Genomic DNA, 25,140 nt, shown 5'->3' with positions numbered 1-25,140 from the left:
GCGCTGGCCGCCCACCGTGTGCCGGCGCCCTGCTGTGACTAGGGCCGTGACTAGGGCTCGCTGTGTCGCCCACGGGTATTAGGGGCGCGAGGAGACCGAAGGCGCCACGAAGGGAGCTCCGATGATGGAGGCAGGCAATCTAGCGGGTGCAACGGGTGCGGAATGGCTGGCCCGTCCACCGCATGAGGAGCTACAACGCAAGGTCAAGCCGCTGCTCCCGCTGGACGACCCCTTCTACGAGCCACCCGCCGGATTCCACCACGCCGCGCCCGGCACCGTGCTGCGCTCGCGAGACGTCGAGGTGGCGTTCCTGGGGCTTATCCCGCAAACCATCACCGCCCTGCAGTTGCTGTATCGGACGACCGACAAGAACGGCAATCCCGAGGCGACGGCCACCACGGTGTTCCTTCCGGCCGAAGCCAAGCCGGGACGGGCCATCCCGCTGTTGTCATATCAGTGCGCGATCGACGCCGTGTCGTCGCGCTGCTTCCCGTCGTATGCCCTGCGTCGAGGCGCGACCAAGGCCATCGGTTCGCTGGCCCAGCTCGAGCTGCTGCTGATCACCGCTGCGGTGGCCGAGGGCTGGGCGGTTTCGGTGCCCGACCACGAAGGTCTGCACGGCGCCTGGGGGGTCCCCTACGAACCTGGCTACCGCATCCTTGACGGCGTCCGCGCCGTCCTGAGCTCCGAGCGGATCTCCCTGCCTCCGTCTGCCCCGATCGGCCTGTGGGGTTACTCCGGCGGCGGTCTGGCCACCGCCTGGGCCGCCGAAGTGTCCGGTGACTACGCACCGGAGCTGGACATCGTCGGCGCCGTGCTGGGTTCACCGGTCGGCGACTTGGGCAACACCTTCCGCCGACTCAACGGTGGCCTCTTTGCAGGCCTGCCCGGGCTGGTCGTGGCCGCGCTCACCCACAGCTACCCCGGCCTGGACCGGGTGATCAAGGAACACACCAACGAAGAGGGCCGCGCCCTGCTGGATCGACTGGAGAAATTGACGACGGCCGCCGCCGTCATTCACATGGCCGGCAAGGACATGGGCGAATACCTGGACGAGCCCCTTGAGGACATCTTGTCGACTCCGGAGGTTTCGCACGTCTTCCACGACATCAAGCTGGGCAGCGCGGTGCCGGTACCACCGGTCTTGATCGTGCAGGCCGTGCACGACTACCTCATCTCCGTCGACGACATCGACGAACTGGCCGACGCCTACACGGCCGGGGGCGCCGACGTCACCTACCACCGGGACGCGTTCAACGAACACATGTTGCTGCACCCGCTGTCCGCCCCGATGACTCTGCGTTGGCTCACCGACCGCTTCAACCGTCGGCCGCTCGATGAACACATCATCAGGACCAAGTGGCCGACCATGTTCAATCCCATGACCTACATCGGCATGGCACGGCTGGCGAGGATCGCCGCCAAGGTGGTCACCGGCCGGAAGGTGCGGTTCAATCCGCTCTGACCCAGGACGGTTAGGACACCGAGGGTTCGGGCGCTGACGGAGTCTGCGTCGAAGGCTTTGACGGGGGCCCCCCGGGCCCTCCCGGTGGACCTGCGGGCGGATAGGCGCCCAGATCGTCGCGTGCACTGCCGGCCGCGATCAGGGCATACACCAGTGACGCGGTGGCGGCCGGCGACAGCAGTGTCGCGGCCACCAGCAATTCGTCGCGGGCAAAGAACACCGGCGGTGCTTGCCTGACGTAGGTCACCGAGTGGTCACCGTTGGCCAGCGTGACCGTATCGAAATCCAATGCGCCGTAACGCATTCGGACCAACAGCGCGCCCACACCCGCGGCCACCGCCGCCGCTGCGATCAGCCCGACACACAGCCCGATCACCATCTCCGGCCCCCGGTGCTCGCGCCACTGCCAGACCAGCACCGAGGACACGACCGCCACCACGCCCAGCAACCCGAGCAGCAGGACCGGGGCCACGAAGAAATTCTGCGATTCGGCGCCCAGGTATTCGTGGACACGCTCGCCGGACCGCGCGACCGCCACCACCGCATGGGCCGGGGGCGCAATCCATGCCCATAGCGCGCCGACGAATGCACCTGACCCCGCCAAACCGAGCACCACAGTGGCGATCGCACGGTACCGGGATGTGGCGGGTGCGTCGAGCTGCCCGGCTGGTCGCTCTGGTTCAGTAATGGGCCCGGTGGCCCCGACTTCCTCGGTCACCGTTGAGATTCCAAGTCGGCCGAGTCCACCTGACCGTGGCGTGAACACCGCGCCCACCAGCCGTCGGGACGAACCTGGACCACCATGCGGCGTCCGCACTCGGCGCAGAAACGGGGGGGCTCAAGCCCCAGCTGGGCTGCCGTCGGCACCGCTGTGCCCGCCGGTTCCCCGGTGTAGACGTTGTACACCCCGGCACCGACCGGAGCGCCCAGGTTTGCAACCACGATCCCTACTTCTGACCCCACTTGATTACAAGGTGGCGTTAAGAGCTTTGATCGGCATCTGCAGGTCGTCAAGCAGCTCCAAATCTGCCTCTGCGGGCCGGCCCAAGGTCGTCAGGTAGTTCCCGACGATCACCGCGTTGATCCCGCCCAGAATGCCCTTCTTGGCACCCAGGTCGCCGAGGGTGATTTCGCGACCACCCGCGAACCGCAGCATGGTCCGTGGCAACGCCAGCCGGAAGGCCGCCACCGATTTGAGCGCTTCGCTGGCCGGCATGACCTCCAGATCGCCGAACGGCGTCCCCGGTCGCGGGTTGAGGAAGTTCAGCGGGACCTCGTCGGGACCCAGTTCGGCCAGTTCGGCGGCGAACTCCGCCCGCTGCTCGAGCGTCTCACCCATGCCGAGGATGCCGCCGCAGCACACCTCCATACCGGCGTCGCGCACCATCGACAAGGTCTGCCAGCGCTCTTCCCAGGTGTGCGTGGTCACCACGTTGGTGAAGAACGAGCGCGCCGTCTCCAGGTTGTGGTTGTACCGGTGCACCCCCATCGCCGACAGCCTGTCCACCTGCTCCTCGGTCAGCATGCCCAGGGAGCAGGCGATGTTGATCTCGACCTCGTTGCGAATCGCCTCGATGCCCGCGGCGACCTGGGACAACAACCTTTCGTCGGGGCCACGCACCGCGGCGACGATGCAGAACTCGGTGGCCCCGGACTTCGCGGTCTGCTTGGCCGCTTCGACCAGGCTGGGAACGTCGAGCCACGCGCTGCGCACCGGCGACTTGAACAACCCGGACTGGGAACAGAAGTGGCAGTCCTCCGGGCACCCGCCGGTCTTGAGGCTGATGATGCCTTCCACCTCGACCTCGGGACCACACCAGCGCATCCGCACCTCGTGGGCCAACGCCAACAATTCTTCGAGGCGGTCGTCGGAAAGCTGCAGCACCTGCAGCACCTGGTCCTTATTCAGTCCCTGGCCCTGCTCGAGCACCTGCCGGCGAGCCACCGCCAGGATGTCGGTTTCGTCCAGGCCAGGACCCCCCTGAGGGGTGTCAACAGGTCGCGTTGCAGCTTGCGTCACCAGGTACTCCTGCATCTTGTCCCAGACTCGTCGTGGACCGTCCGAGCCATGGACTGCGTCTGCCGCGCAAACACAATCGGCGGCGGGGTCTTAAGAAGTGTTCAAGTTAGGGTAGCGGCCCTGACGCGGCTCCACGCCCACCGGGCCATGCGCCGCGGGTTTCACCTGTGGCCTCTGGGGTACGTTGCAGTCAGCGCCACTATCCGTCCGGCTCCAGCGCGGGGGGCCAGCACAACAAGACAGGGTCGCGCCCACAACTCGCGGTCCGGAGACGTGATCACATGAGCGATCAGCATTCCGTGTATCTGGCTGACCACGGAGTATGGCTGGCGATACCCGCACTGCTGCCCGCGGTGATCGTCGTCTGCGTGATCTTGTACCTGGCTATGCGCGACCGACGCAGCTGACGAATTTGCAGGATTGACGAGCCCTCCGGGTGGGCATTCGTGCTTCGTCAGGTTTCAGGCCGGCTGAGAGGCGGTTGCAGTGGGACTAACTGTTGTTGCGGAGGCACCCGCGGCGCGTGGTGCCGAACTGAGCCAGGTGATCGGCTTGTCCGTCGCCGCAATGGTGTTGAGCCTGGTAATGCTGGCGATCGGCTATGCGCACCGGACTCGCCGAATCACGTGGCTGGAGCGATTCGCCGACTGGCTGGGCGTCAAATTCAGGCGCCCGAACTGGGTGGCGCTTCCGGTGCTCGTGTACACCACGTCGATCATCTGCGCGTTGTTCGGATTCATCTGGGATGTGAGTTGGCATATCGGCGAAGGCCGCGACCCCGGCCCCCTGGCGAACCCCGCGCACTACTTCATCATCATCGGCCTGTTCGGCATCTTCCTCGGCGGCATGATCGCGATCGTGCTGCCGTTCGACGAGCCTGGTCCCTCGCCCGTCCGGATCACCAAGACGTGGCACGCACCCGTCGGCGGCATCCTGATGGCCGGCTGCGGGATGTACGCGCTGTTCGGATTCCCGCTCGATGACATTTGGCATCGCATCTTCGGCCAGGACGTCACCCTGTGGGGCCCGACGCACCTGATGATGATCGGCGGGGCGGGACTCTCGCTGTTCGCCGTCCTGATGCTGGAGTACGAAGGCGGGCGAGCCCTGCCGGATGCGCCGCCCGAGCGTCCGTTCGTCAAGTTCCTGCGTTACCTGTCCTGCGGCGGCCTGCTGATCGGCTTGTCGGTCTACCAGATCGAATTCGACTTCGGTGTGCAGCAGTTCCGGCTGGCCTTCCACCCGATGATGATCGCCGGCGTCGCAGCGTGTGCATTGGTCGTTGCCCGCATGACGCTGGGCCGCGGCGCAGCGATCATCGCGGCGCTGTTCGCCATCGCGCTGCGCGGCGGCGTCGCCCTTGTCGTGGGACCGATCCTGGGAGCCCCGATCAACTGGTTCCCGCTGTACCTCGGGCCCGCGCTGGTGGTCGAACTAGTAGCGCTGACTCCCCTGTTCAAGCGCCCGATCGTCTTCGGCGCCGTTTCCGGCCTGCTGGTGGGCACCGTCGGCCTCTGGCTGGAATCGCTGTGGATCGGTGCGGTCTACAAATACCCGTGGCCGACCAGCATGTGGGGTGAGTCCCTGGCCATGGCGGTCCCGGTGGCGGTCATGATGGGCCTGATCGGAGCGCTGGCCGGGATGGTGCTCACCGGGCAACGGCTACCCCGCCGCGCGATCAGCGTCTCGGTCGTCGTCGCCACGGTGTTGGTGATCGGCGGTGCGATAGCCAATGGCCTGCACATCGTCATCCCGAGCCAGAACACCGCAACCATCAAGCTGACGGAACTACCCAGCGAGCCCGGTAAGCGCATGGTGTCCGCCGACATCCAGATCAACCCCCCGGACCTGATCAGGGACAACCCCGACTGGGTGTCGATCACGTCCTGGCAGGGAAAGATGGAGAACAACCGCGGGCTGGTGATCGACCGGCTCGAGAAGATCGGCCCCGGGCACTACCGCACCACCGAACCCATCCCGGTCTGGGGCACGTGGAAAACGTTGCTGCGCGTGCAGGACGGCTACACCATGACGGCTGTGCCGATTTTCGAACCGGCCGACGAGGCGATTCCGGCGGCCGAAGTGCCGGCCCAGCCCGAGATGACCCGCCCGTTCGTCCTGGAGAACACCATCCTGCAGCGCGAACGCGACCCGAACGCGCCGGAATGGTTGTTCACGGTCGGCTCCATCCTGGTGGCCATCTTCACGCTGATGGTGATCGCGGGGCTGAGCTGGGGTGCTGGCAGGATCAACCTGGAAACCACGCCCCAGGAAGTAGAGGAGGACAAGCATCCTTTGCCACAGCCACATGCGGCGTAACCCGATGCTTGGTCGTGCATTCCTCGCGGGGGGTTTGACCTTGGCGCTGTCCAGCCTGGTCGCCTGCGGCGGCTCGGCGCCCAAACCGGCCGCCGAAGCCTTGACGATCGACGTGACGATCGCCAACGGTCAGGTCACGCCCACGAACGCCAAGATGAATGCCACGGTGGGCGAGCAGATCACCTTGCATGTCACCAGCGACGTCAAGGATGAGTTGCACGTGCACTCGGTGCCGGATCACAAGTTCGAGGTGGCCGCCTCCCCCAACCAGCAGTTCCAGTTCAGCGTCGACGTTCCCGGCAACGTCGACGTGGAATTGCACCACCTCAAGCGGACGGTTGTCACGATCCAAGTAAACGCGTGACCGACGCGGGCACCCTGGCGCACGGCCTGGGCGGATCGAACGATCTTCCGATCCCGTACACCTTCGCCCTGATCGGAGCCGCCTGGGCGCTGACCTTCACGTTCGCCGTGGTCGCGTTGGCATGGCGAAAGCCGCGCTTCGACCCCGCCAAACCGGGCCGACCGTTACCGCGGGCGGTGACCACAGTGGTGGACTCCCCCGTCGCCCGCTGGACCGCGGCAGGCTTGGCCTTGCTGTTCGCCCTCTGGGTTGTCGCGGCCGCCATTTGGGGACCGCAAACGACGGCGAACGGCCTCCTCGGTGCGTTCTACGTGCTGCTGTGGGTCGGGTTGGTGGCGTTGTCGTTACTTCTCGGACCGGTATGGCGAGTCATTTCCCCCGTCCGCACGGTGTACCTGCTGTTACGTCGCGTACTGCCCCGCCGCCTCGGTGAGGCACGGTTCTCCTACCCGGAATCCTGGGGATATCGGCCCGCCGCGCTCGGTCTGTTCGCGTTCGTGTGGATGGAACTGGCCAGTCCCGATCCCGCGGCACTGACCTGGGTCAAGGGCTGGTTGCTGATCTACACCCTTGCCATGCTCATCGGGGCGTGGCTGTGCGGGCAGCGCTGGCTGGCGCGAGCGGACCCGTTCGGGGTCTACAGCATGGCGGTCTCTCGGCTCAGCCCGTTCCGGCGGAACGCGGACACGGGCCGGATCGCCATCGGCAACCCCTTCGACCACCTGCCGTCGTTGCCCGTCCGACCGGGGGTGGTGGTGCTGCTGTCGGTGTTGCTCGGGTCGACCGCCTTCGACAGCTATTCGGCGTCACCGAGCTGGCGCAATTTTTCCGACGGAATCGTGCGGGACATGCACGCGGTGCCCGAGACGGTGACGTCCTCGACGTTGCGCACCCTCGGTCTCCTGCTGTTCATTTCGGTTGTCGCCGTGACCTTTTCGCTGGCGGCTCGGGCGACGGGCGGGGTCGACGCCGAGCAACGCCGCGCGTTGCCGGGCCAGATGGCGCACTCGCTGATCCCGATCGTGGTGGGCTACATCTTCGCCCACTACCTGACCTATCTGGTGGAGCGCGGACAGCAGACCATCATCGCGTTGGCCGATCCGTTCGGGCGGGGATGGAATCTGTTCGGCCTGGCGCACCAACACGTTGCGTACGTGCTGTCGATGCACCCCGCGGTCTTGTCGACGACCAAGGTCGCGTGCGTCGTCACCGGCCACATCGTCGCGGTGATCGCCGCGCACGACAAGGCGCTGCGGCTGCTGCCGAAGGCTCATCAGCTCACCGGGCAGCTCACCATGATGGTGGTCATGGTCGGCTACACCTTCACCGGGCTGTATCTGCTGTTCGGCGGGTAGCGGCCCCAAAGTAGCGATACGATCTGGCGATCTGCGCGGGAGGTCGGCCATGTCCTTTGTAATCGCCCTGCCCGACGGGGTCTTGGCCGCGGCCACAGATCTAGCGGGACTCGGTTCGACGATCAGCGCGGCCAATGCCGCGGCGGCGACCCAAACTACCGAGGTACTCGCCGCCGGCGCCGATGAGATCTCAGCGGCCATTGCCGCGGCCTTTGGCGCGCACGGACAGGGCTATCAAACGATCGGTGCCCAGGTGACGGCGTTTCACGAGCAGTTTGTGCGCGCCCTGACCGCCGGCGGGAATGCATATGCCAGTGCCGAGGCGGCCGCTGCGTCGCCGCTGCAGCCGGTATTGGATCTCGTCAACGCGCCCGCTCGGGCGCTACTGGGCCGCCCATTGATCGGCGATGGCAACAACGGGACAGCACCGGGCCAGGCCGGCGAAGCGGGCGGGCTGCTGTGGGGCAACGGCGGTAACGGTGCGGCAGGCGACCCGGGCCAGCGCGGCGGCAATGGCGGTTCGGCCGGGCTGCTCGGCAACGGTGGGGCTGGCGGCGTCGGCGGCAGCAGTGCGCCGGGCGGGACCGGTGGCAGCGGCGGGTGGCTGTATGGCAACGGCGGGGTTGGTGGCGCCGGTGGGGCCGCGACAGTCGCCGGCGGTTTCGGTGGGAACGGCGGTGCCGGCGGCAACGCCTGGTGGTTCGGCGATGGCGGGGCCGGCGGGGCTGGCGGCCAAGGCGCGACCGGCACGACCGGCAATCCCCTCCCCGTCACCCCCACCGGCCAGGCGGCCGAGGGGGCGAACGGCGGCCAGAACTTTATCGGCCCTGGGGCCGACGGCCAGACCGGCGCTCCCGGCAACGCTACGGGTGTGACCGGAGGCAACGGCGGCTTCGGCGGTGCCAGCAACGGTGATGCTAACACCGCTGCGTGGGGTGGCACCGGCGGCACGGGCGGAACCGGCGGCCCCGGTGCCCCCGGCGGCACCGGGGGCGAAGGAGGGCTCGCCATTAGCGCCGGCGGCCAGGCGATTGGAGGGACCGGTGGGACCGGCGGCGCTGGCGGCGCTGGTGCGCCGGGCGGCGACGGAGGCGAAGGGGGAGGCGCTGCCTCCGAATTCTTAACATCCGCGCAGCAGATTTTCGGCGGCAACGGCGGTGATGGCGGAGCCGGCGGCATCGGTGCCGCCGGCGGCAACGGGGGAACCGGCGGCTTCGCGAGCATCACCGGTGCAACCGTCGGCGTCGCCGGAAGCGGAGGCAACGGCGGCACCGGCGGCGTCGGCGCCACTGGTGGCACAGGCGGGGCCGGAGGCGACGGAGGTGCCGGTGGTCGCGGTGGCCTGCTGGTCGGCAACGGCGGACACGGCGGCATCGGAGGCGGCGCGGGCGACGGCGGCGCTGGCGCTCTGGGTGGCGCCGGTGGAAATGGTGGAAACGGCGGGACCTCGAACGTAGCCAACGGCAACGGTGGCAACGGCGGCGACGGCGGTACCGGCGGCAACGGCGGCGACGGCGGCGACGGCGGCAACGGCGGCGCAGGAGGTCAGAGCGGATTATTCGGCACTGCGGGCGGATTCGGCGCGGGCGGTGGTGCAGGTAGCGGCGCGACCGCGGGAGGTGGCGGCGCCGGAGGCGAAGCTGGTCTCGGGGTCGGAGGCTTCAACCCGAGCCTGGACGGCACCCCCGGCCAGGTGGGCGCCGACGGCACGCCCGGATCGCCGGGCAAGGCGGGCCAACCGGGCTAGAAAATCAACCGATCGGGTGTTCGGCGCGCTTGTCGCCCTCCCAGCGGCGCAAGCCGGCGAAACGGCCGTCGATCTGCGCCGGACGGCCGGCGATGCGTAGCGCCCGCCCCAACTGGTGGCCACCGACCCGGCGGGCCAGCGTGACATGCCCGGTCCAACGGTCCGGCAGGCTGTTGGACATCGGCGCGGGCGACAGGTGGGGACGACACACCCGATGGACTTCGGCGTGCAGGGCCAGCAACTCGGTGGTCGGCACGATGAGCCGGGTGAACACGACGTTCGCCCGTCCGAACAGCACCGGCGCGCCGACCACGGCGTTGAGCGGCAGGCGTTCGGCGACCGGCCTGAGCAACTCGTCGACCAACGGGTCGATGCGTTCGGCGACGGCCAGCGTCACGTGCGGGCGACTGGCCGGGGCCTGGCTCGGTATGCCCGCGTCGGCCAGGTCCTGCCAGATGCGACGGATGGTCGCCTCGGTGTCGCCGTCGAAGACCAGCTCGATCGAATGCACCATCAGCGGACCAGACTCGCTACCCAGTCGCGGTCGAACGCCGCCGCGCTCAGGGCCGCGAAGTCCGGCGCCACGGCCGCGCCCGCAGGCAGGACGGCCCGCACCGGAGCCAGCCGCGCCAGCGCGCTGCGGTTGGAGGTCTCCACCGGCCCGGGCCGCGCCGGCCAGCTGCCGATCACCAGCCCGGCGCATGAAATTCCCTGCGCGACAAGAGCTTCCATGGTCAGCGCGGTGTGGTTGAGCGTGCCGAGACCGGCTGCTACGACGATCAGCGCGGCGGCGCGCAGGTCGACGGCGAGATCACGCAACGTCACGCCCGACTCGGCGAGCTCGACGAGCAGGCCGCCGGCGCCCTCGACCAGGGTGAGCCGGCCGGGACGGTCCAGCTCCCGGATCACCCGCACCACCTCCGCACGCGTGGGCAACGACAGGCCAGCCCGCTCCGCGGCGGCCGCGGGCGCCATGGGCAGCGGGTACCGCGCCAGTCCGACGAGTTCGGTGACCCCGGACAGCCGGCCCACCTCGGCGAGGTCGTCATCCCCGTCGTCGGTACCGGTTTGGGCGGGTTTGCACACCGCGACATCGATGCCGGCCTGCCGGGCGTGTGAGGCCAGCGCGGCGGTGGCGACGGTCTTTCCGACGCCGGTGTCGGTCCCGGTGATGACCAGGACGCTCAAAGGGCGCGCCTCACGAGGACCTGGACAGCACGTCCGTCAGGACCCGCCGGGCCAGCTCGAGTTCGTCGCCGCTCAACGAAGCGCGCGCGGTCAGACGCAACCGAGACGTCCCGGCGGGCACGGTCGGTGGCCGGAAGCACCCCACCTTCACGCCGGCGTCCAGGCACGCGGTGGCGGCGGCCAGCGCCACCTCCGGATCGCCGAGGATCACCGAAACCACCGCCGACTGCGGTGTTTCGGGCACGTCGCAGATCTGGGCGAGTTCACTGGCGTGCCGCAGCACCGCGTCGGGCCGCCACGGCTCTGCCTTCAGCACCCGCAGCGCGGCCAGGGCGGCGCCGACCGCCGCCGGGGCCAGCCCGGTGTCGAAGATGAACGGCCGGGCAGCGTCGATCAGGTGGGCACGAACGGGCGCCGGCCCTAAAACCGCACCGCCCTGGCTGCCGAGCGCCTTCGACAGCGTGGTGGTCATCACGATGTCCGGCGCACCCGCCAGGCCCGCTTCGTACAGCAACCCGCGCCCGCCGCCGCGCACACCGAGGCCGTGCGCCTCATCGACGATGAGCAGCGCGCCACGGCGGCGACACACGTCGTGCAACTCGCGAACGGGGGCCAGCGAGCCGTCGGCGCTGAACACCGAATCGGTGATGACGACGGCGCGCTCCTCGTCGCGTGCCGCCAAGGCCGCGTCGACGGCGCCGACGTCGCGATTGGGCGTCACCACCACCCGGGCCCGCGACAGCCGGCATGCATCCACCAGGGATGCGTGCGAGTAGGCGTCGGACACCAGCAGCGACCCGGGACCCGTGAGGCCGACGACTGCTCCCAGGTTCGCGGTGTAGCCGGAGGAGAACACCAGCGCCGAGGACGCGCCGACGTACTCGGCCAGTTCGGCTTCGAATTCCTGGTGCAGCTCGGTGTCGCCGGTGACCAGACGAGAACCGGTGGCACCGGCACCCCACACCCGCAGCGCCTGGACCCCGCCGTCGATGACGTCGGGATGCTGCGACAGGCCGAGGTAGTCGTTGGAGGCCAGGTCCAGCTCGGTCGCCACCGCCGGACGCGGCCGCAGCGAGCGCCGTAATCCCGCCGCGCGCCGTTGCTGCTCCACCTCGTCCAGCCAGGCCAGCGGTGACGTCTCGATCGGTACCCGCACGCCCTTCATGGGTGTTCAGCCTACGAGTCGCGCGACCTCGACCATCGCGGAGGTGACCTGCGCGATCTCTTCGGGAGGGCAGATGTAGGGCGGCATGGCGTAGATCAAGTTGCGGAACGGGCGCAGCCACACACCATGGTCCAGCGCTGCGGGCGTGGCCACGGCGAGGTCGACCGGCCGGTCGCACTCGATGACGCCGATGGCGCCGCGTACCCGCACGTCGGTGACCGCCGGTAGCGCGCGGGCGGCTTCCAGTCCGACGGTCAGGCCGGTGGCGATTTCGTCGACACGCGCCTTCCAGTCCTGGCCGAGCAGCAGCTCGACGCTGGCCGCGGACACCGCACACGCCAGCGGGTTGGCCATGAACGTGGGCCCGTGCATCAAGGCGCCGGCCTCGCCGGTGCTGATCGTGTGCGCGATCTCGGTACTGCACAGGGTGGCCGCCAGGCTGAGATATCCGCCGGTCAGCGCCTTGCCGACACACATGATGTCGGGGCTGACGCCGACGTGGTCCGCGGCGAACAGCTCTCCGGTCCGGCCGAACCCGGTCGCGATCTCATCGAAGATCAGCAGCACGTCGTGACGGCTGCAGATGTCGCGCAGATCGGTCAAGAAGCGTGGATCGTGGAAACGCATGCCGCCCGCGCCTTGCACGACGGGTTCGACCACCACCGCGGCGAGCTCCGCGGCATGCTGCGCCAGTTGCGCTTCGAACGCCGCGCTGTACTCAGGGTCGTAGTCGCGAGGGACCTGCGGGGCGAACACCTGCGCGGCGAGGATGTCCGTCCACAGCGAGTGCATGCCGCCGTCGGGGTCGCAGATGCTCATCGGGGTGAAGGTGTCGCCGTGGTATCCGCCCCGCCAGGTCATCAGCCGGTGTTTGGCGGGCAGTCCGCGGCTGCGCCAGTACTGCAGCGCCATCTTCACCGCGACCTCGATCGACACCGAACCGGAATCGCTGAAGAACACCGTCTCCAAACCCGCCGGGGTGATGTCCACCAGCAGCTTCGCCAACCGGGCCGCCGGCTCGTGGGTCAGGCCGCCGAACATGACGTGGTTCATCGTGCCCAGCTGGGCGGTCATCGCCGCATCCAGGACCGGATGGCCGTGACCGTGGATCGCGGTCCACCACGAGCTCATGGCGTCGATCACCTCGACCGGCCGTCCGTCACGGATCGCCGTCAGCCAGGCGCCGTGAGCCGCGACCACCACCACGGGCGGCAGCGATTCGACGCCGATGGTGCTGTAGGGGTGCCAGAGGTGGGCCGCGTCGATCGCAAGGATCTGGTCGGGGGTCAACCCCGGTGCGGCCTCTGGCATGAACGCCATGGAGACCGACACTAATGCAGCACAACACCGTGTCGGTCGCGCAAACCGCGGCCATCGGGGAGCATGCAAGGCATGGCTTTGCCGAATCACTCGCCAGAAACCAGCGCCGCCGCGGACGCCGAGGTCATGCCCGAAGAGGTCCCCGAGACGATGCCCGAGCAGGTCACCGAGCCGGGACCGCAGATCATCCGGCTGCGAATCAAGCCGTGGGACCTGGTCTTCACGATGGCGTTGTTGGGTGCGCTGCTGCTGTTGCTCTCGCTCACCAGCTGGTCGTCAAAGCTGTTCGGATTCACTGAAACCGTCTGTGTCACCGACGATTGCCCGCCGGTTCCCTACGGCGTCAACTTCTACATCTATCCGTTCATGTGGGGCGGAATCGGTGGCGCCATCACGGCTGCCGTCCTCGGCCCGTTCGTGTCGATGGTCAGGGGCTGGTACATGTCCTTCTGGCCGTTCATCAGCGTCGCCGTCCTCACCATCACGTCGGTGCTCTGTTCCGCGCTGGCCGGCTTCAGCGCACGCTTCTGACGACGAGCGCGGGCCCAGTGTTGCCGGACGCAATCGTTGTGAGATCGAAATCACAACTGCCCGCATGAGATTGGGTGCACCAGTAACCGTCCGGTCACGTTCCGACAAATAATCCCCTGCGGCTATGGCAACCCCTCTTTTGTGTTGTCAGAGTGTCTGTAGTGACTGGTGTGAATACAACGGATAGTCCGGGCCAATTCACGTTGCCACGTGTCATGCGCTCCTTCAGGCCCCAGTGCGGCGGCCGGCGCGGGAGTCATGAGCGGCCGCCGCGGCGCGAAGTCACCGCGTTGAGGCACACCGTCAAGGCACACAGCGCCCGCGAGGGCCAAGGAGGTTGGAACCCCATGAAACGCATCTACGCTTTCGCCGTCGGTGCAGCGATCCTGGCGGCGCCGATGGTGGCCCAACCAGCGGTCGCGTTCGCCGACCCGGTCAACAGAACGATGGACTACCAGCAGGCCGCCGACATCGTGATCCAGCGGGCCCTGTCACAGCGCGGCGTGCCGTTCTCCTGGGCGGGCGGCGGCGTCACCGGCCCCACCCGGGGCACCGGCACTGGCGCCAACATCGTCGGGTTCGACGCCTCGGGGCTGGTGCAATACGCCTACGCCGGAGCCGGGCTCAAGCTGCCTCGGTCTTCGGGCCAGATGTACAAGGTCGGCCAGCGGGTGCTGCCGTCCCAAGCCCGCAAGGCTGACCTGATCTTCTATGGCCCCGAGGGCACGCAGAGCGTCGCGCTGTTCCTCGGTAACGGTCAGATGGTTGAGGTGGGTGACGTCGTCCAGGTCTCGCCGGTGCGCACCAGCGGCATGGCGCCGTACCTGGTCCGGATCCTGGGCGCACAAACCACGACGCCGGCGCAGCAGACGCCCCTGCAGCAATCGCCGATCCAACAGAGTGTGCCCGGCCAGACAGTGCCTGGCCAGACGGTGCCCGGGCAAACGGTTCCCGGCCAGACGGTGCCAGGGCAGACCGTGCCGGGGCAGACGGCCGTGCCGGGCCAGGCGCCCGCCCAAGCCGCCGTCCCCGGCCAGGCGCCCGCCCAGGCCGCCGTCCCCGGCCAAGCGCCCGCCCAGGCCGCCATACCGGGTCAGGCCCCGGCTCAAGCGGCGGTGCCCGGGCAGACCGTGCCGGGCCAGACCGTCCCAGGTCAGACCGTGCCGGGCCAGACCGTCCCAGGCCAGACCGTGCCAGGTCAGACGGTCCCCGGTCAGACCGTCCCGGGCCAGGTCGTGCCGGGGCAGACCGTCCCAGGTCAGACGGTCCCGGGCCAGACTGTGCCGGGGCAGACGGTCCCGGGGCAGACGGTCCCGCAGGCGCCGACCTACCTCGCTCCGACAAACTGAGTTCGGACGCCCGAGCAAAGCATTTCCAGCCTCCACCGCCCGCTTCCCCGCTGACTGCGCAGCTCAGCGGCAGGAGCGGGCGGTGGCTTTTGGGTAAATTAACTGACGATGCCCAACCCGTCAGCCCCCTCCGTCACCGCCGCAAAGCCGGCTGCCGGCCCCGCCATGGGGACCCGCAGTTCCGGCTTCTACCGGCATGATCTCGACGGCCTGCGCGGCGTGGCGATTGCCCTCGTGGCGATGTTTCACGTCTGGTTCGGCCGGGTTTCCGGTGGGGTCGACGTCTTTCTTGCGCTGTCCGGCTTCTTCTTCGGCGGCAAGATTCTGCGGGCGGCGTTCAATCGCTCCCTTTCCCCGGGCACCGAGGTGGTGCGGCTGGTCCGACGGCTGGTCCCCGCCCTGGTCGTGGTGTTGGCCGGTTGTGCGCTGCTCACCGTGCTGATCCAGCCCGAGACCCGCTGGGAGACGTACGCCGACCAGAGCCTGGCCAGCCTGGGCTACTACCAGAACTGGGAGCTGGCCAACACGGCGTCGGACTACCTGCGGGCCAGCGAGGCCGTCAGCCCGCTGCAGCACATCTGGTCCATGTCAGTGCAGGGCCAGTTCTATATCGCGTTCCTTGCTCTGATCGCCGGTTGTGCCTACCTGTTTCGGGACGTGCTCGGCCGTCACCTGCGCACGATGTTCGTGGTGTTGCTCAGCGTGTTGACCGTGGCGTCGTTCTGCTTCGCGATCAGTGCGCATCAGACCTACCAGTCCACCGCGTACTACAACAGCTTTGCCCGCGCGTGGGAGTTGCTGCTGGGCGCGCTGGTCGGGGCGCTGGTGCCCTACATCCGCTGGCCGATGTGGCTACGCACGGTCATCGCGTCCATCGCGCTGGCAGCGATCGTGTCGTGCGGCGCCCTGATCGACGGGGTCAATGAGTTCCCCGGCCCGTGGGCGCTGGTCCCGGTCGGCGCCGCGATGCTGATGATCCTGGCCGGGGCGAACATGCAGAGCCGTCCCGACACCCGCGACCGGATGACGTTGCCGGCCCGGCTGCTGGCACTCCCGCCACTCGTGACGCTGGGCGCGATGGCGTACTCGCTGTATCTCTGGCACTGGCCGCTGCTGATCTTTTGGCTGTCGTTCACCGGACACAAGAAAGCCAACTTCATCGAAGGCACGGCGGTGCTGCTGGTGTCGGGCGTGCTGGCGTACGTGACCATGCGCCACGTCGAGGAACCGCTGCGGTATCGCGCACCCGCCGCAGGGGCGAAGCAGGGGGCGACGCCGCAGATTCCCCTGCGACTGCGCATGCGGCGTCCGACGATGACACTGGGTTCGGCCGTGGTCCTGCTGGGCGTCACACTGACCGCCACGTCATTCAGCTGGCGCGAGCACATCACGGTGCTACGCGCCGCCGGCAAGGAACTCAACGGCCTGAGCGCTCAGGACTATCCCGGCGCGCGGGCGCTGACCGACCACGTGCGGGTGCCCAAGTTGCGGATGCGGCCGACGGTACTGGAGGTCAAGGAAGACCTTCCACTGTCCACCCGCGAGGGATGCATCAGTGACTTCGTCAACCCGGCGCTGGTCAATTGCACGTACGGCGACACGGATGCGACGCGGACTATTGCTCTGGCCGGCGGCTCGCACGCCGAACACTGGCTGCCCGCGCTGGATCTGCTCGGTCGCCTGCACCACTTCAGGGTGGTGACGTACCTCAAGATGGGCTGCGCGCTGTCCACCGAACAGGTCCCGTTGATCATGGGCAACAACGCGCCCTATCCACAGTGCCGGGAGTGGGTGGAGACGACGATGGCCAAGCTGGTGGCCGACCACCCTGACTACGTGTTCACCACCACCACGCGGCCGTGGAACATCAAGCCCGGCGACGTGATGCCCGCCACCTACATCGGGATCTGGCAAACGTTTTCCGACAACAACATTCCAGTCCTGGGCATGCGGGACACGCCGTGGCTGGTCAAGGACGGCCAACCGTTCACCCCCGCGGACTGTCTGGCCAAGCGCGGCAGCGACGTTGACGAGTGCGATCTCAAGCGGTCCGACCTGTTGTCCGAGTACAACCAGACCCTGGACTTCATCGCTCAGTTCCCGCAGCTGAAGCCGCTGGACTTGTCCGACGCGATATGCCGGCCCGACGTGTGCCGCTCGGTCGAAGGGAATGTGTTGATCTACCGCGACGCGCACCACATCACCCCCACCTACATGCGGACAATGGCACCTGCCCTCGGCCGCCAGATTGCGGCGGCTACCGGTTGGTGGTGACACGCGACGGCGAACGGACGCGGTTAAGGTCAAGTGATGTCCTCGAGCCAGCACGATCCCGAGACCACAGACACGTCCCCGGCGCTGGCGATGGTGTGGCCCGGGACCGCGTTTCCGCTCGGCGCCACGTATGACGGTGCAGGCACGAACTTTTCGGTGTTCTCCGAGGTCGCCGAGCGGGTCGAGCTGTGCCTGATCGCCAAGGACGGGACCGAAACGCGAATCAATCTCGATGAGGTCGACGGCTATATCTGGCACTGCTACCTGCCCGCCGTCACGCCCGGCCAACGCTACGGGTTTCGGGTGTACGGGCCGTTCGACCCGGACCGGGGTCACCGCTGCGATCCCAGCAAGCTGCTGCTCGATCCCTACGGCAAGTCCTTCGTGGGCGATTTCCGCTTCGGGCAGGCGCTGTACTCCTATGACCTAGAAGTTGCCGACCAGGACCCCTCCCAGACCGGGACTCCCCCGATGGTCGACTCGCTGGGCCACACCATGACCAGCGTGGTGATCAACCCGTTCTTCGACTGGGCATCGGACCGGGCGCCCTGCACGCCCTACCACGAGACCATCATCTACGAGGCGCACGTCAAGGGCATGACGCAGACACACCCGGCCATCCCGCACGAACTGCGCGGCACCTATGCCGGGCTGGCCCATCCGGTGATCATCGACCATCTGAAGTCGCTCAATGTCACCGCCATCGAGCTGATGCCGGTGCACCAGTTCCTGCACGATCACCGGCTGCTGGACCTGGGATTGCGAAACTACTGGGGCTACAACACATTTGGCTTCTTCGCCCCGCACTACCAGTACGCGGCGAGCCGCAAGCCCGGGGCCGCGGTCGCCGAGTTCAAGTCGATGGTCCGCACCTTTCACGAGGCCGGCATCGAGGTCATCCTCGACGTGGTCTACAACCACACCGCCGAAGGCAATCACCTTGGCCCGACGATCAACTTCCGCGGCATCGACAACGCCGCTTACTACCGACTCGTCGACGGGGACCTGCGCTACTACAAGGACTTCACGGGCACCGGCAACAGCCTCAACGTGCGACACCCGCACACCTTGCAGCTGATCATGGACTCGCTGCGCTACTGGGTGCTGGAAATGCATGTCGACGGTTTCCGGTTCGACCTCGCCGCCACCCTGGCCCGTGAGTTCTACGACGTCGACCGACTGTCGGCGTTCTTCGACCTGGTGCAGCAGGATCCGGTGGTCAGCCAGGTCAAATTGATTGCCGAGCCGTGGGATATCGGAGAGGGCGGCTACCAGGTTGGCAACTTCCCAGGTTTGTGGACCGAGTGGAACGGGAAATACCGCGACACTGTGCGCGATTACTGGCGGGGCGAGCCCGCAACCCTAGGCGAGTTCGCTTCCCGGCTGACCGGGTCGTCGGACCTTTATGAGGCGACTGGGCGACGTCCCAGTGCGAGCATCAATTTCGTTACCGCTCATGATGGTTTCACGCTGAATGACCTGGTGTCGTACAACGAGAAGCACAACGAGGCCAACGGCGAGGACAACCGCGACGGCGAAAACCACAACCGGTCCTGGAACTGCGGCGTCGAGGGGCCCACCGACGACCCCGACATCACCGAGCTGCGCTGCCAGCAGATGCGTAACTTCTGGGCGACGCTGATGGTCAGCCAGGGCACTCCGATGATCTCGCACGGCGACGAGATCGGACGGACCCAACTGGGCAACAACAATGTCTACTGCCAGGACTCCGAGTTGTCCTGGATGGACTGGTCGTTGGTCGAGAAGAATGCCGATCAGCTGGCCTTCGCCCGCAAGGTGACGACGTTGCGCAAGAAGCATCCGGTGTTTCGCCGGCGCCGCTTCTTGAAGGGAAAACCGGTACGCAGCGGTGCCGATGCTCACGACATTGCCTGGCTGACGCCGTCCGGCCAGGAGATGACTGCTCAAGACTGGGACAACGACTTCGGCAAGTCCATCGCGGTCTTCCTCAACGGGCAGGCGTTGCCCGAACCCAACCGTCGCGGCGAACGCGTCGTCGACGACTCTTTCCTGCTGTGCTTCAACGCCCACGATCAAGACGTGGCGTTCACCATGCCGTCCAGGGACTACGCCGAAGAATGGACGGTCGAGCTGGACACGACCAGTCCCACCGGCGACGCGAGCCGAGTGGTCAAGGCCGAAGAGGAACTCGCACTGCCCGGAAGATCCGTACTTATACTGCGTAAGACGCTGTAGCGCATGGCTTTTCCGGTCTTATCCACCTACCGCTTGCAGCTGCGGGGCGCGTCCAGCGGGTTCGCGTTCACCTTCGCCGACGCCGAAAAGCTACTCGACTACCTGGATGACCTCGGGGTCTCGCATCTGTACCTGTCCCCCATCCTGAGCCCGACGGAGGGATCCGCGCACGGCTACGACGTCGTCGATCCGACCACCGTGTCAGCCGAATTGGGTGGGCCCGAGGGCCTGGCTCGACTTTCGGCGGCGGCGCGGGCACGCGGCATGGGACTCGTGGTCGACATCGTGCCCAACCACGTCGGTGTCGACCAGCCCCAGCAGAACCGGTGGTGGTGGGATGTCCTTCAGCACGGGCGGGAGTCGGCCTACGCGCGCTACTTCGACATCGACTGGGAGCTGGCCGATGGCCGAATCGTGTTGCCGGTATTGGGTTCCGACGACGACGTCGCCGATCTGACGGTTGACGGTGAGTTGCTGCGCCTGGGCGACCTGGCGTTTCCCATCGCCCCTGGCACCGGGGACGGCACCGGACCGGAGGTGCACGAGCGCCAGCACTACCGACTGGTGGGCTGGAAAAACGGTGTCGTCGGTTACCGCCGCTTCTTTTCGATCACCTCGTTGGCCGGGCTGCGTCAGGAAGACCGCGCCGTGTTCGACGCGTGTCACGCTGAGGTCGCCCGCTGGTTCCGCGACGGACTGGTCGACGGCGTCCGCATAGATCATCCCGACGGATTGTCCAATCCCAGCGGGTATCTGGTTTGGTTGCGGGAGCTGGTCGGCGACCGGGCCTGGATCGTGATCGAAAAGATCCTGGGCGTCGACGAGGCGCTCGAACCGACACTGCCGATAGCGGGTACCACCGGTTATGACGTCCTGCGCGAAGTGGGCGGTGTCTTTGTCGACCCGCAGGGAAAGCCGGCGCTGACCGAGCTGGTCGAGTCCGCGGGCGTGGACTATGACGCCATGCCCGCGATGCTGGCCGAACTGAAGATCAAAGCCGCCACCGACACCCTGGGCAGTGAGCTCAGCAGGCTACGTCGCGGCATCGCGGCAGCAGCGGGCGCCGATGATCCCCTGCTGCCCGTCGCTGTCGCCGCACTGCTGACGAACATTGACGTGTACCGCTCCGACTACCCCGGCCTAGCCGCCCTGCTGCCCGCCGCGCTCGCGGAAACCGAAGCTGCGCAACCACATTTGGGACCCGCGCTACAAATCATCGCCGCGGCGCTCGCCCGCGGCGGAGAACCGGCCACCCGTCTGCAACAGCTGTGCGGGGCGGTGACCGCCAAAGCCGTCGAGGACTGCCTGTTCTACCGCGACGCCCGACTGGTCTCGCTCAACGAGGTGGGTGGCGAGCCGCACCGGTTCGGTGTCGGCGCGGCCGAGTTTCACCACAGTGCCGCGACCCGCGCACGGTTGTGGCCACAGACCATGACCACCCTCACCACTCACGACACCAAGCGCGGCGAAGACGTGCGTGCCCGCATCGGTGTGCTGTCCCAGGTTCCCTCCCTGTGGGCCGAGTTCGTCTCGCGGTGGGAATCGCTAGCGCCGCCTCCCGACCGCGCGACCGGACAATTCCTGTGGCAGAACATATTCGGCGTCTGGCCGCTCGCCGGCGAGGTCACGCCGCAGCTACGTGACCGACTGCACGGCTACGCCGAGAAGGCGATCCGCGAGGCCGCCTGGCACACCACCTGGAACGACCCCGACACCCAGTTCGAAGACGCGGTGCACGGTTGGCTCGACCGCGTGCTCGACGGACCCGTGGCCAACGAGTTGACCAAGCTCGTCGGACAACTCAACCCGCATGCCGCCAGCGATGCGCTGGGCCAGAAGCTGCTGGCCTTGACGGTGCCCGGGGTACCCGACGTCTACCAGGGCACCGAATTGTGGGACGACAGCCTCGTCGACCCCGACAACCGCCGCGAGGTCGACTATGAGGTTCGGCGGGCGGCCCTGAATGACTTGCAGCATCCCAAGATTCGGGTTGTCACCACGGCACTGCGGCTGCGGCGCGCGCACCCCGATACCTTCTTGCACGGCGACTACATCCCGGTACTCGCCCACGGCGACGCCAGCGAGCATGTGCTGGCCTTCCACCGCGGCGAGGACATCCTGGTCGCGGTGACCCGGTGGACGGTGCGGCTGAAGGACATCGGCTGGGGCAACACCGTGGTGCCATTGCCCGAAGGATCGTGGACCGACACCCTCAGCGGCGCCGTGGCCAGCGGACCGACCGCCGCCGCGCAACTGTTCTCCGACCTGCCCGTCGTCCTGCTGGAGCGTGATCGTGGCTGAATTCCGGGTCTGGGCGCCCAAACCCGAGCTGGTGCGCCTCGATGTAGCCGGCTCGGTACACCCGATGCGGCGCACCGACGACGGCTGGTGGCACGCCACCGTGGATGCACCGCCGGACGCCCGCTACGGGTTCCTGCTCGACGACGACCCCAAGGTGTTGCCCGACCCGCGCTCGGCCCGTCAGCCCGACGGGGTCCACGAGCGCTCGCAGCTGTGGGACCCGGCCGCCGCCACCTGGACCGACGACGACTGGGCGGGGCGCGCGGTGGACGGAGCGGTGATCTACGAGTTGCACCTCGGCACCTTCACCCCGGCCGGCACGTTCGATTCCGCCATCGAAAAGCTGGACTACCTTGTCGATCTCGGGGTCGACTTCGTCGAGCTGATGCCGGTCAACTCCTTCGCCGGCACCCACGGCTGGGGATACGACGGTGTGCTCTGGTACAGCGTCCACGAGCCCTACGGCGGACCCGACGGTCTGGTCAGATTCGTCGATGCGTGCCATGGGCGCGGTCTCGGAGTGCTGATCGACGCGGTGTTCAACCACCTCGGTCCGTCGGGCAATTATCTGCCCAGGTTCGGGCCGTACCTGTCGTCGGCCAGCAATCCGTGGGGCGAAGGCATCAACATCGCCGACGCCGACTCCGACGAGGTTCGGCGCTACATCATCGGCTGCGCGTTGCGCTGGATGCGCGACTTCCACGCTGACGGACTGCGACTGGATGCCGTCCACGCGCTGGTGGATACCACGGCCGTGCACATCCTCGAGGAGTTGGCGACCGAAACACGCTGGCTGTCGGAGCAGTTGGGCCGTCCGCTGTCCCTCGTCGCCGAAAGCGACCTCAACGACCCGCGACTGATTACTCCCGTCGAGCGCGGTGGATACGGAATCACCGCACAGTGGGCCGACGACATCCATCACGCGGTCCACACGTCGGTGTCCGGGGAGCGCCAGGGTTATTACGCCGACTTCGGTTCCCTGGCCACCCTGGCGCACACCCTGCGGCACGGCTTCTTCCACGCCGGCACTTATTCGTCGTTCAGACGCCGGCGTCATGGACGTCCCATCGACACCTCCGTGATCCCCGCTACCCGATTGCTCGCCTATACCTGTACCCACGATCAAGTCGGCAACCGCGCCCTCGGAGACCGGCCTTCGCAGAATCTGACCGCCGGCCAACTAGCGGTGAAGGCCGCCCTGGTGCTCGCCTCCCCGTTCACCCCAATGCTTTTCATGGGCGAGGAGTGGGGAGCCTCGACCCCCTTCCAGTTCTTCAGTTCCCACCCCGAACCCGAGCTGGCGCAGGCCACGAGGGAAGGACGCAAGGCGGAGTTCGCGGAGCACGGCTGGGATGCCGACGACATCCCCGACCCGCAGGACCCGGAGACCTTCGCGCGCTCCAAGCTGAACTGGGATGAGCTCGGCGATGAGGAACACGCCCGCTTGTACGCCGTGTACCGCGACCTGATCGCGTTGCGCCGCAACGAAGCCGAGCTGGCCGATCCCTGGCTGAACGACCTCGTCGTCGATTACGACGAGGAGCAACGCTGGATTGTGTTGCGCCGCGGCCGATTTGCAATCGCCTGCAACCTAGGCGCCGAGCCGGTCAGTGTGCCGGTCGCGGGCCAGGTGGTGCTGGCCTGGGGCGGCCCGCGAGTTGACGGCGCGGCCACCGAGCTGGATGGGCATTCTTTCGCCATTCTGACCGCCGACGGTGGCACCGAGGCAGCGGTGACGGGGTAAGCGCCGTTCCAGGTTGGGGATGACTGAATAGCGCCCGCAGGGCGGGTACGTCGATGATTCCGCCCGTGACTATCAACGAATCGCTACCCATCCCGCCGATGGAAACCGCCACCGACCCAGTCCATTCCGCGTCCGATTTGCGCGAACGATGGCGCGCATTGATGGGGCCGCTGGGATTCGGCGAGCGGCTGCTGTGGATCGGCTTCCTGGGACCGGATCGCCGCCTCATCAAGACCTTGACTCAGGTACCGATCGGCCCCTCGCCGCGGGCTTTGGTCTCGAGGGGCGTGATGTCGGGTCTGCAGAGCCGGCTCGACGACCTGCCGGCAGAAAGCACGGTGGCGCTGCTGTTGACCGGTCCGGGACGGGGCGGGATCTCGCCGTCGGATCGGCAGTGGGCGAAGGCGCTGACGGACGCGGCCGCGCAATACGACGTGCCCCTGCTGCCCATATTTCGCGCCAACGACGAAGCCGTCATCCAGATCGAGCCGGCCTGACGGCCGAATCAAGGATCTTCCAAGGATCCGCCAAGCGCCGCGCACGACGCTCTTCTCATGACGACGATGAGCCCGCAGTTGACGTCCCTCGCCTACGCCTCCGAAGCACGTTGTGCGCGAAGGGACTAAATTGGGTTCGCGAGCCGTGACTGGCCACCGGCAGCGCGCGGAGGGCCGCGAGCACCCGAACCGCCAGACCGACGAACCCCACCACGACGTGACCCGGCCCTATGAGGAAGTGGCGGCGCAGATCGCGGAGGCGATTGCCCGGCTTAAGAACAGCAGATGTAACCCGCCCCAGTCCTCTGAGGCGCGCTTACAACACACCAATACGCCGAAAATGATGGGCGTGTGCCTGATCCGGGCCTTCCCGGGGCAAAGACCTAGAAGGAAGCCAGCGCGACTAGTTATCCGGTTTTCATCTCAAGCGGGGTCTCGAGTAGAGGTGCTTCGGCTTTCTCCACCTGAAGGTGCGCGTCGGGCGGCGCTTCTGCGCGCAATGCGGACATGGCAGCGTCCTCGGCACCCCGCGACACGGCGCTCGCTATTTCCCGGAACTTATCGAGATTTAGGTCGACGATGTGGGCCACTTCGCCAGAAGCAGGCCGGTAGATTGCAATCTGACCATCCTGCGCCGACGCTTGCGACGGTTCTTCCGCTGACACGAGCGACCTTGGCCCCGAACCTAAGTGCTTTTTCGTCGGACGACGCAAGCTAGTCACGGCGACGCCGACCACACCCGATAAGGCGCCCAGGCCCGCAGCCGCAATGGGCACTAAGGGAACCAACTCGATGATCATCCAGCTTCCTCCAGTGCTATGACAAATATGCTACATGCGCCGAGGAGAAGGCTCGCGCCGAACGCTGACCAGCACCAAATCTCTGGCCAGCCGTTATCAGCACTTATCATGGTTGTTAGATATTTCTTCACTTCGTCATTCGTTCCAGCTTGCGCTGTCACCTTCAAGTGATTTAGAGCCGCGATGCCTGCGTACGTGCCGCCACCGCCGAAGAGCAAAAGCATGGCGCCCCCCACGACGGCCATTTCGCCGGCAGACAAGTTGAATCTCTTGCGCTTACGGCTGAGAAGGTCGCCGGCGGCGGCTGCCGCTATTACGGCCGAAATCAGAAGGAGTTCGCCGTCAGAAACGATGTGACCCAAGTCGTGGTCTTGCGAGGTCAAGGCGCGAAGCGTCCAGATAAGTCCTACCGGGACGAGGGAAACAAGCACTCCGAAAATAAACCAACCGCCCAGCCGCATCCATAGCCTCGGCCATTTCAAAT

Annotated in this window: 22 protein-coding genes; 13 read left to right on the top strand and 9 right to left on the bottom strand. The window is 67.2% G+C overall.

What is annotated here, in order from left to right:
* The first annotated feature begins 121 nt into the window (after window positions 1–121).
* Window positions 122–1,465: a lipase family protein gene (locus BST27_RS04910; protein ID WP_069417081.1), complete on the top strand. Its 1,344-nt coding sequence runs from the start codon at window positions 122–124 to the stop codon at window positions 1,463–1,465.
* Between the two features lie 10 nt (window positions 1,466–1,475).
* On the opposite strand, the gene BST27_RS04905 is transcribed toward BST27_RS04910, so the two are convergent.
* From BST27_RS04905 to bioB, 3 genes are read right to left on the bottom strand one after another with little or no spacing between them, the layout of a single operon-like run.
* The gene (locus tag BST27_RS04905) at window positions 1,476–2,153 is read right to left on the bottom strand and encodes a DUF2567 domain-containing protein (protein WP_197518050.1); all 678 of its coding nucleotides are present in this window, start codon (window positions 2,151–2,153) and stop codon (window positions 1,476–1,478) included.
* A 26-nt stretch (window positions 2,154–2,179) separates the two neighbouring features.
* Complete coding sequence (gene bsaP / locus BST27_RS04900) at window positions 2,180–2,407, bottom strand: biotin synthase auxiliary protein BsaP (protein WP_079219785.1); 228 nt, start codon at window positions 2,405–2,407, stop codon at window positions 2,180–2,182.
* A gap of 25 nt (window positions 2,408–2,432) precedes the next feature.
* Window positions 2,433–3,485 (bottom strand): biotin synthase BioB, encoded by a 1,053-nt coding sequence (gene bioB / locus BST27_RS04895; protein ID WP_069417230.1) that lies wholly within the window; start codon window positions 3,483–3,485, stop codon window positions 2,433–2,435.
* Window positions 3,486–3,766: 281 nt separating this feature from the next.
* On the opposite strand from bioB, the gene BST27_RS34425 reads away from it, so the two are divergent.
* From BST27_RS34425 to BST27_RS04875, 5 genes are all read left to right on the top strand, one after another.
* Window positions 3,767–3,892 carry a hypothetical protein gene (locus BST27_RS34425; protein WP_264000801.1) on the top strand — a complete coding sequence of 42 codons (126 nt, stop codon included), beginning with the start codon at window positions 3,767–3,769 and terminating at the stop codon, window positions 3,890–3,892.
* A 127-nt stretch (window positions 3,893–4,019) separates the two neighbouring features.
* Window positions 4,020–5,804 carry a hypothetical protein gene (locus BST27_RS04890; protein WP_069417229.1) on the top strand — a complete coding sequence of 595 codons (1,785 nt, stop codon included), beginning with the start codon at window positions 4,020–4,022 and terminating at the stop codon, window positions 5,802–5,804.
* 4 nt (window positions 5,805–5,808) lie between these two features.
* Window positions 5,809–6,168, top strand: coding sequence for a hypothetical protein (locus BST27_RS04885; RefSeq protein WP_069417080.1), 360 nt, complete (start codon window positions 5,809–5,811; stop codon window positions 6,166–6,168).
* Window positions 6,165–7,523: a hypothetical protein gene (locus tag BST27_RS04880; protein WP_069417079.1), complete on the top strand. Its 1,359-nt coding sequence runs from the start codon at window positions 6,165–6,167 to the stop codon at window positions 7,521–7,523. Before BST27_RS04885 ends, BST27_RS04880 begins: the two co-directional genes overlap by 4 nt.
* A 49-nt stretch (window positions 7,524–7,572) precedes the next feature.
* Window positions 7,573–9,270: a PE family protein gene (locus BST27_RS04875; protein ID WP_069417078.1), complete on the top strand. Its 1,698-nt coding sequence runs from the start codon at window positions 7,573–7,575 to the stop codon at window positions 9,268–9,270.
* Window positions 9,271–9,274: 4 nt separating this feature from the next.
* Here BST27_RS04875 and BST27_RS04870 read toward each other — a convergent pair whose 3' ends face one another.
* From BST27_RS04870 to BST27_RS04855, 4 genes are read right to left on the bottom strand one after another with little or no spacing between them, the layout of a single operon-like run.
* Window positions 9,275–9,784, bottom strand: coding sequence for a 2'-5' RNA ligase family protein (locus tag BST27_RS04870; protein ID WP_069417077.1), 510 nt, complete (start codon window positions 9,782–9,784; stop codon window positions 9,275–9,277).
* On the bottom strand, window positions 9,784–10,458 hold the full coding sequence (gene bioD, locus BST27_RS04865) for a dethiobiotin synthase (RefSeq protein ID WP_069417076.1): 675 nt from the start codon (window positions 10,456–10,458) through the stop codon (window positions 9,784–9,786). Before bioD ends, BST27_RS04870 begins: the two co-directional genes overlap by 1 nt.
* 10 nt (window positions 10,459–10,468) lie before the next feature.
* Window positions 10,469–11,623, bottom strand: a complete 1,155-nt coding sequence (locus tag BST27_RS04860; protein ID WP_069417075.1) for an 8-amino-7-oxononanoate synthase — start codon at window positions 11,621–11,623, stop codon at window positions 10,469–10,471.
* Between the two features lie 6 nt (window positions 11,624–11,629).
* Window positions 11,630–12,934 carry an adenosylmethionine--8-amino-7-oxononanoate transaminase gene (locus BST27_RS04855; protein WP_069417227.1) on the bottom strand — a complete coding sequence of 435 codons (1,305 nt, stop codon included), beginning with the start codon at window positions 12,932–12,934 and terminating at the stop codon, window positions 11,630–11,632.
* Window positions 12,935–13,015: 81 nt separating this feature from the next.
* On the opposite strand from BST27_RS04855, the gene BST27_RS04850 reads away from it, so the two are divergent.
* From BST27_RS04850 to BST27_RS04820, 7 genes are all read left to right on the top strand, one after another.
* Window positions 13,016–13,474: a hypothetical protein gene (locus tag BST27_RS04850; protein WP_069417228.1), complete on the top strand. Its 459-nt coding sequence runs from the start codon at window positions 13,016–13,018 to the stop codon at window positions 13,472–13,474.
* A 347-nt stretch (window positions 13,475–13,821) separates the two neighbouring features.
* Window positions 13,822–14,823, top strand: a complete 1,002-nt coding sequence (gene ripD / locus BST27_RS04845) for an NlpC/P60 family peptidoglycan-binding protein RipD (protein WP_069417074.1) — start codon at window positions 13,822–13,824, stop codon at window positions 14,821–14,823.
* Between the two features lie 108 nt (window positions 14,824–14,931).
* Window positions 14,932–17,097 (top strand): acyltransferase family protein, encoded by a 2,166-nt coding sequence (locus BST27_RS04840; RefSeq protein ID WP_069417073.1) that lies wholly within the window; start codon window positions 14,932–14,934, stop codon window positions 17,095–17,097.
* A 36-nt stretch (window positions 17,098–17,133) separates the two neighbouring features.
* Window positions 17,134–19,314: a glycogen debranching protein GlgX gene (gene glgX, locus BST27_RS04835; RefSeq protein ID WP_069417072.1), complete on the top strand. Its 2,181-nt coding sequence runs from the start codon at window positions 17,134–17,136 to the stop codon at window positions 19,312–19,314.
* Between the two features lie 3 nt (window positions 19,315–19,317).
* Complete coding sequence (gene treY, locus BST27_RS04830; protein WP_069417071.1) at window positions 19,318–21,615, top strand: malto-oligosyltrehalose synthase; 2,298 nt, start codon at window positions 19,318–19,320, stop codon at window positions 21,613–21,615.
* Window positions 21,608–23,359 (top strand): malto-oligosyltrehalose trehalohydrolase, encoded by a 1,752-nt coding sequence (gene treZ / locus BST27_RS04825; RefSeq protein WP_069417226.1) that lies wholly within the window; start codon window positions 21,608–21,610, stop codon window positions 23,357–23,359. The genes treY and treZ overlap by 8 nt, the downstream gene beginning before the upstream one ends.
* A 65-nt stretch (window positions 23,360–23,424) precedes the next feature.
* Window positions 23,425–23,856, top strand: a complete 432-nt coding sequence (locus BST27_RS04820) for a hypothetical protein (RefSeq protein WP_079219786.1) — start codon at window positions 23,425–23,427, stop codon at window positions 23,854–23,856.
* 407 nt (window positions 23,857–24,263) lie between these two features.
* Here BST27_RS04820 and BST27_RS04815 read toward each other — a convergent pair whose 3' ends face one another.
* Together BST27_RS04815 and BST27_RS04810 are read right to left on the bottom strand one after the other, a co-directional pair.
* Window positions 24,264–24,656, bottom strand: a complete 393-nt coding sequence (locus BST27_RS04815) for a hypothetical protein (RefSeq protein ID WP_069417069.1) — start codon at window positions 24,654–24,656, stop codon at window positions 24,264–24,266.
* Window positions 24,653–25,039, bottom strand: coding sequence for a hypothetical protein (locus BST27_RS04810; RefSeq protein ID WP_139805014.1), 387 nt, complete (start codon window positions 25,037–25,039; stop codon window positions 24,653–24,655). The genes BST27_RS04815 and BST27_RS04810 overlap by 4 nt, the downstream gene beginning before the upstream one ends.
* Window positions 25,040–25,140 lie beyond the last annotated feature (101 nt).

The organism is Mycobacterium intermedium (genome assembly GCF_002086275.1).
Taxonomy (GTDB): domain Bacteria; phylum Actinomycetota; class Actinomycetes; order Mycobacteriales; family Mycobacteriaceae; genus Mycobacterium; species Mycobacterium intermedium.
This window is presented reverse-complemented; position numbering and strand designations above follow the sequence as displayed.

Excerpts from the sequence above, each read along its gene's own strand:
- treY (WP_069417071.1), top strand. The coding sequence starts at position 19,318 with ATGGCTTTTCCGGTCTTATCCACCTACCGCTTGCAGCTGCGGGGCGCG.
- BST27_RS04840 (WP_069417073.1), top strand. The coding sequence starts at position 14,932 with ATGCCCAACCCGTCAGCCCCCTCCGTCACCGCCGCAAAGCCGGCTGCC.
- BST27_RS04910 (WP_069417081.1), top strand. The coding sequence starts at position 122 with ATGATGGAGGCAGGCAATCTAGCGGGTGCAACGGGTGCGGAATGGCTG.
- BST27_RS04815 (WP_069417069.1), bottom strand. The coding sequence starts at position 24,656 with ATGATCATCGAGTTGGTTCCCTTAGTGCCCATTGCGGCTGCGGGCCTG.
- BST27_RS04870 (WP_069417077.1), bottom strand. The coding sequence starts at position 9,784 with ATGGTGCATTCGATCGAGCTGGTCTTCGACGGCGACACCGAGGCGACC.
- glgX (WP_069417072.1), top strand. The coding sequence starts at position 17,134 with ATGTCCTCGAGCCAGCACGATCCCGAGACCACAGACACGTCCCCGGCG.
- BST27_RS04855 (WP_069417227.1), bottom strand. The coding sequence starts at position 12,934 with ATGCCAGAGGCCGCACCGGGGTTGACCCCCGACCAGATCCTTGCGATC.
- BST27_RS04850 (WP_069417228.1), top strand. The coding sequence starts at position 13,016 with ATGGCTTTGCCGAATCACTCGCCAGAAACCAGCGCCGCCGCGGACGCC.
- BST27_RS04860 (WP_069417075.1), bottom strand. The coding sequence starts at position 11,623 with ATGAAGGGCGTGCGGGTACCGATCGAGACGTCACCGCTGGCCTGGCTG.
- BST27_RS34425 (WP_264000801.1), top strand. The coding sequence starts at position 3,767 with ATGAGCGATCAGCATTCCGTGTATCTGGCTGACCACGGAGTATGGCTG.
- BST27_RS04875 (WP_069417078.1), top strand. The coding sequence starts at position 7,573 with ATGTCCTTTGTAATCGCCCTGCCCGACGGGGTCTTGGCCGCGGCCACA.
- BST27_RS04885 (WP_069417080.1), top strand. The coding sequence starts at position 5,809 with ATGCTTGGTCGTGCATTCCTCGCGGGGGGTTTGACCTTGGCGCTGTCC.
- ripD (WP_069417074.1), top strand. The coding sequence starts at position 13,822 with ATGAAACGCATCTACGCTTTCGCCGTCGGTGCAGCGATCCTGGCGGCG.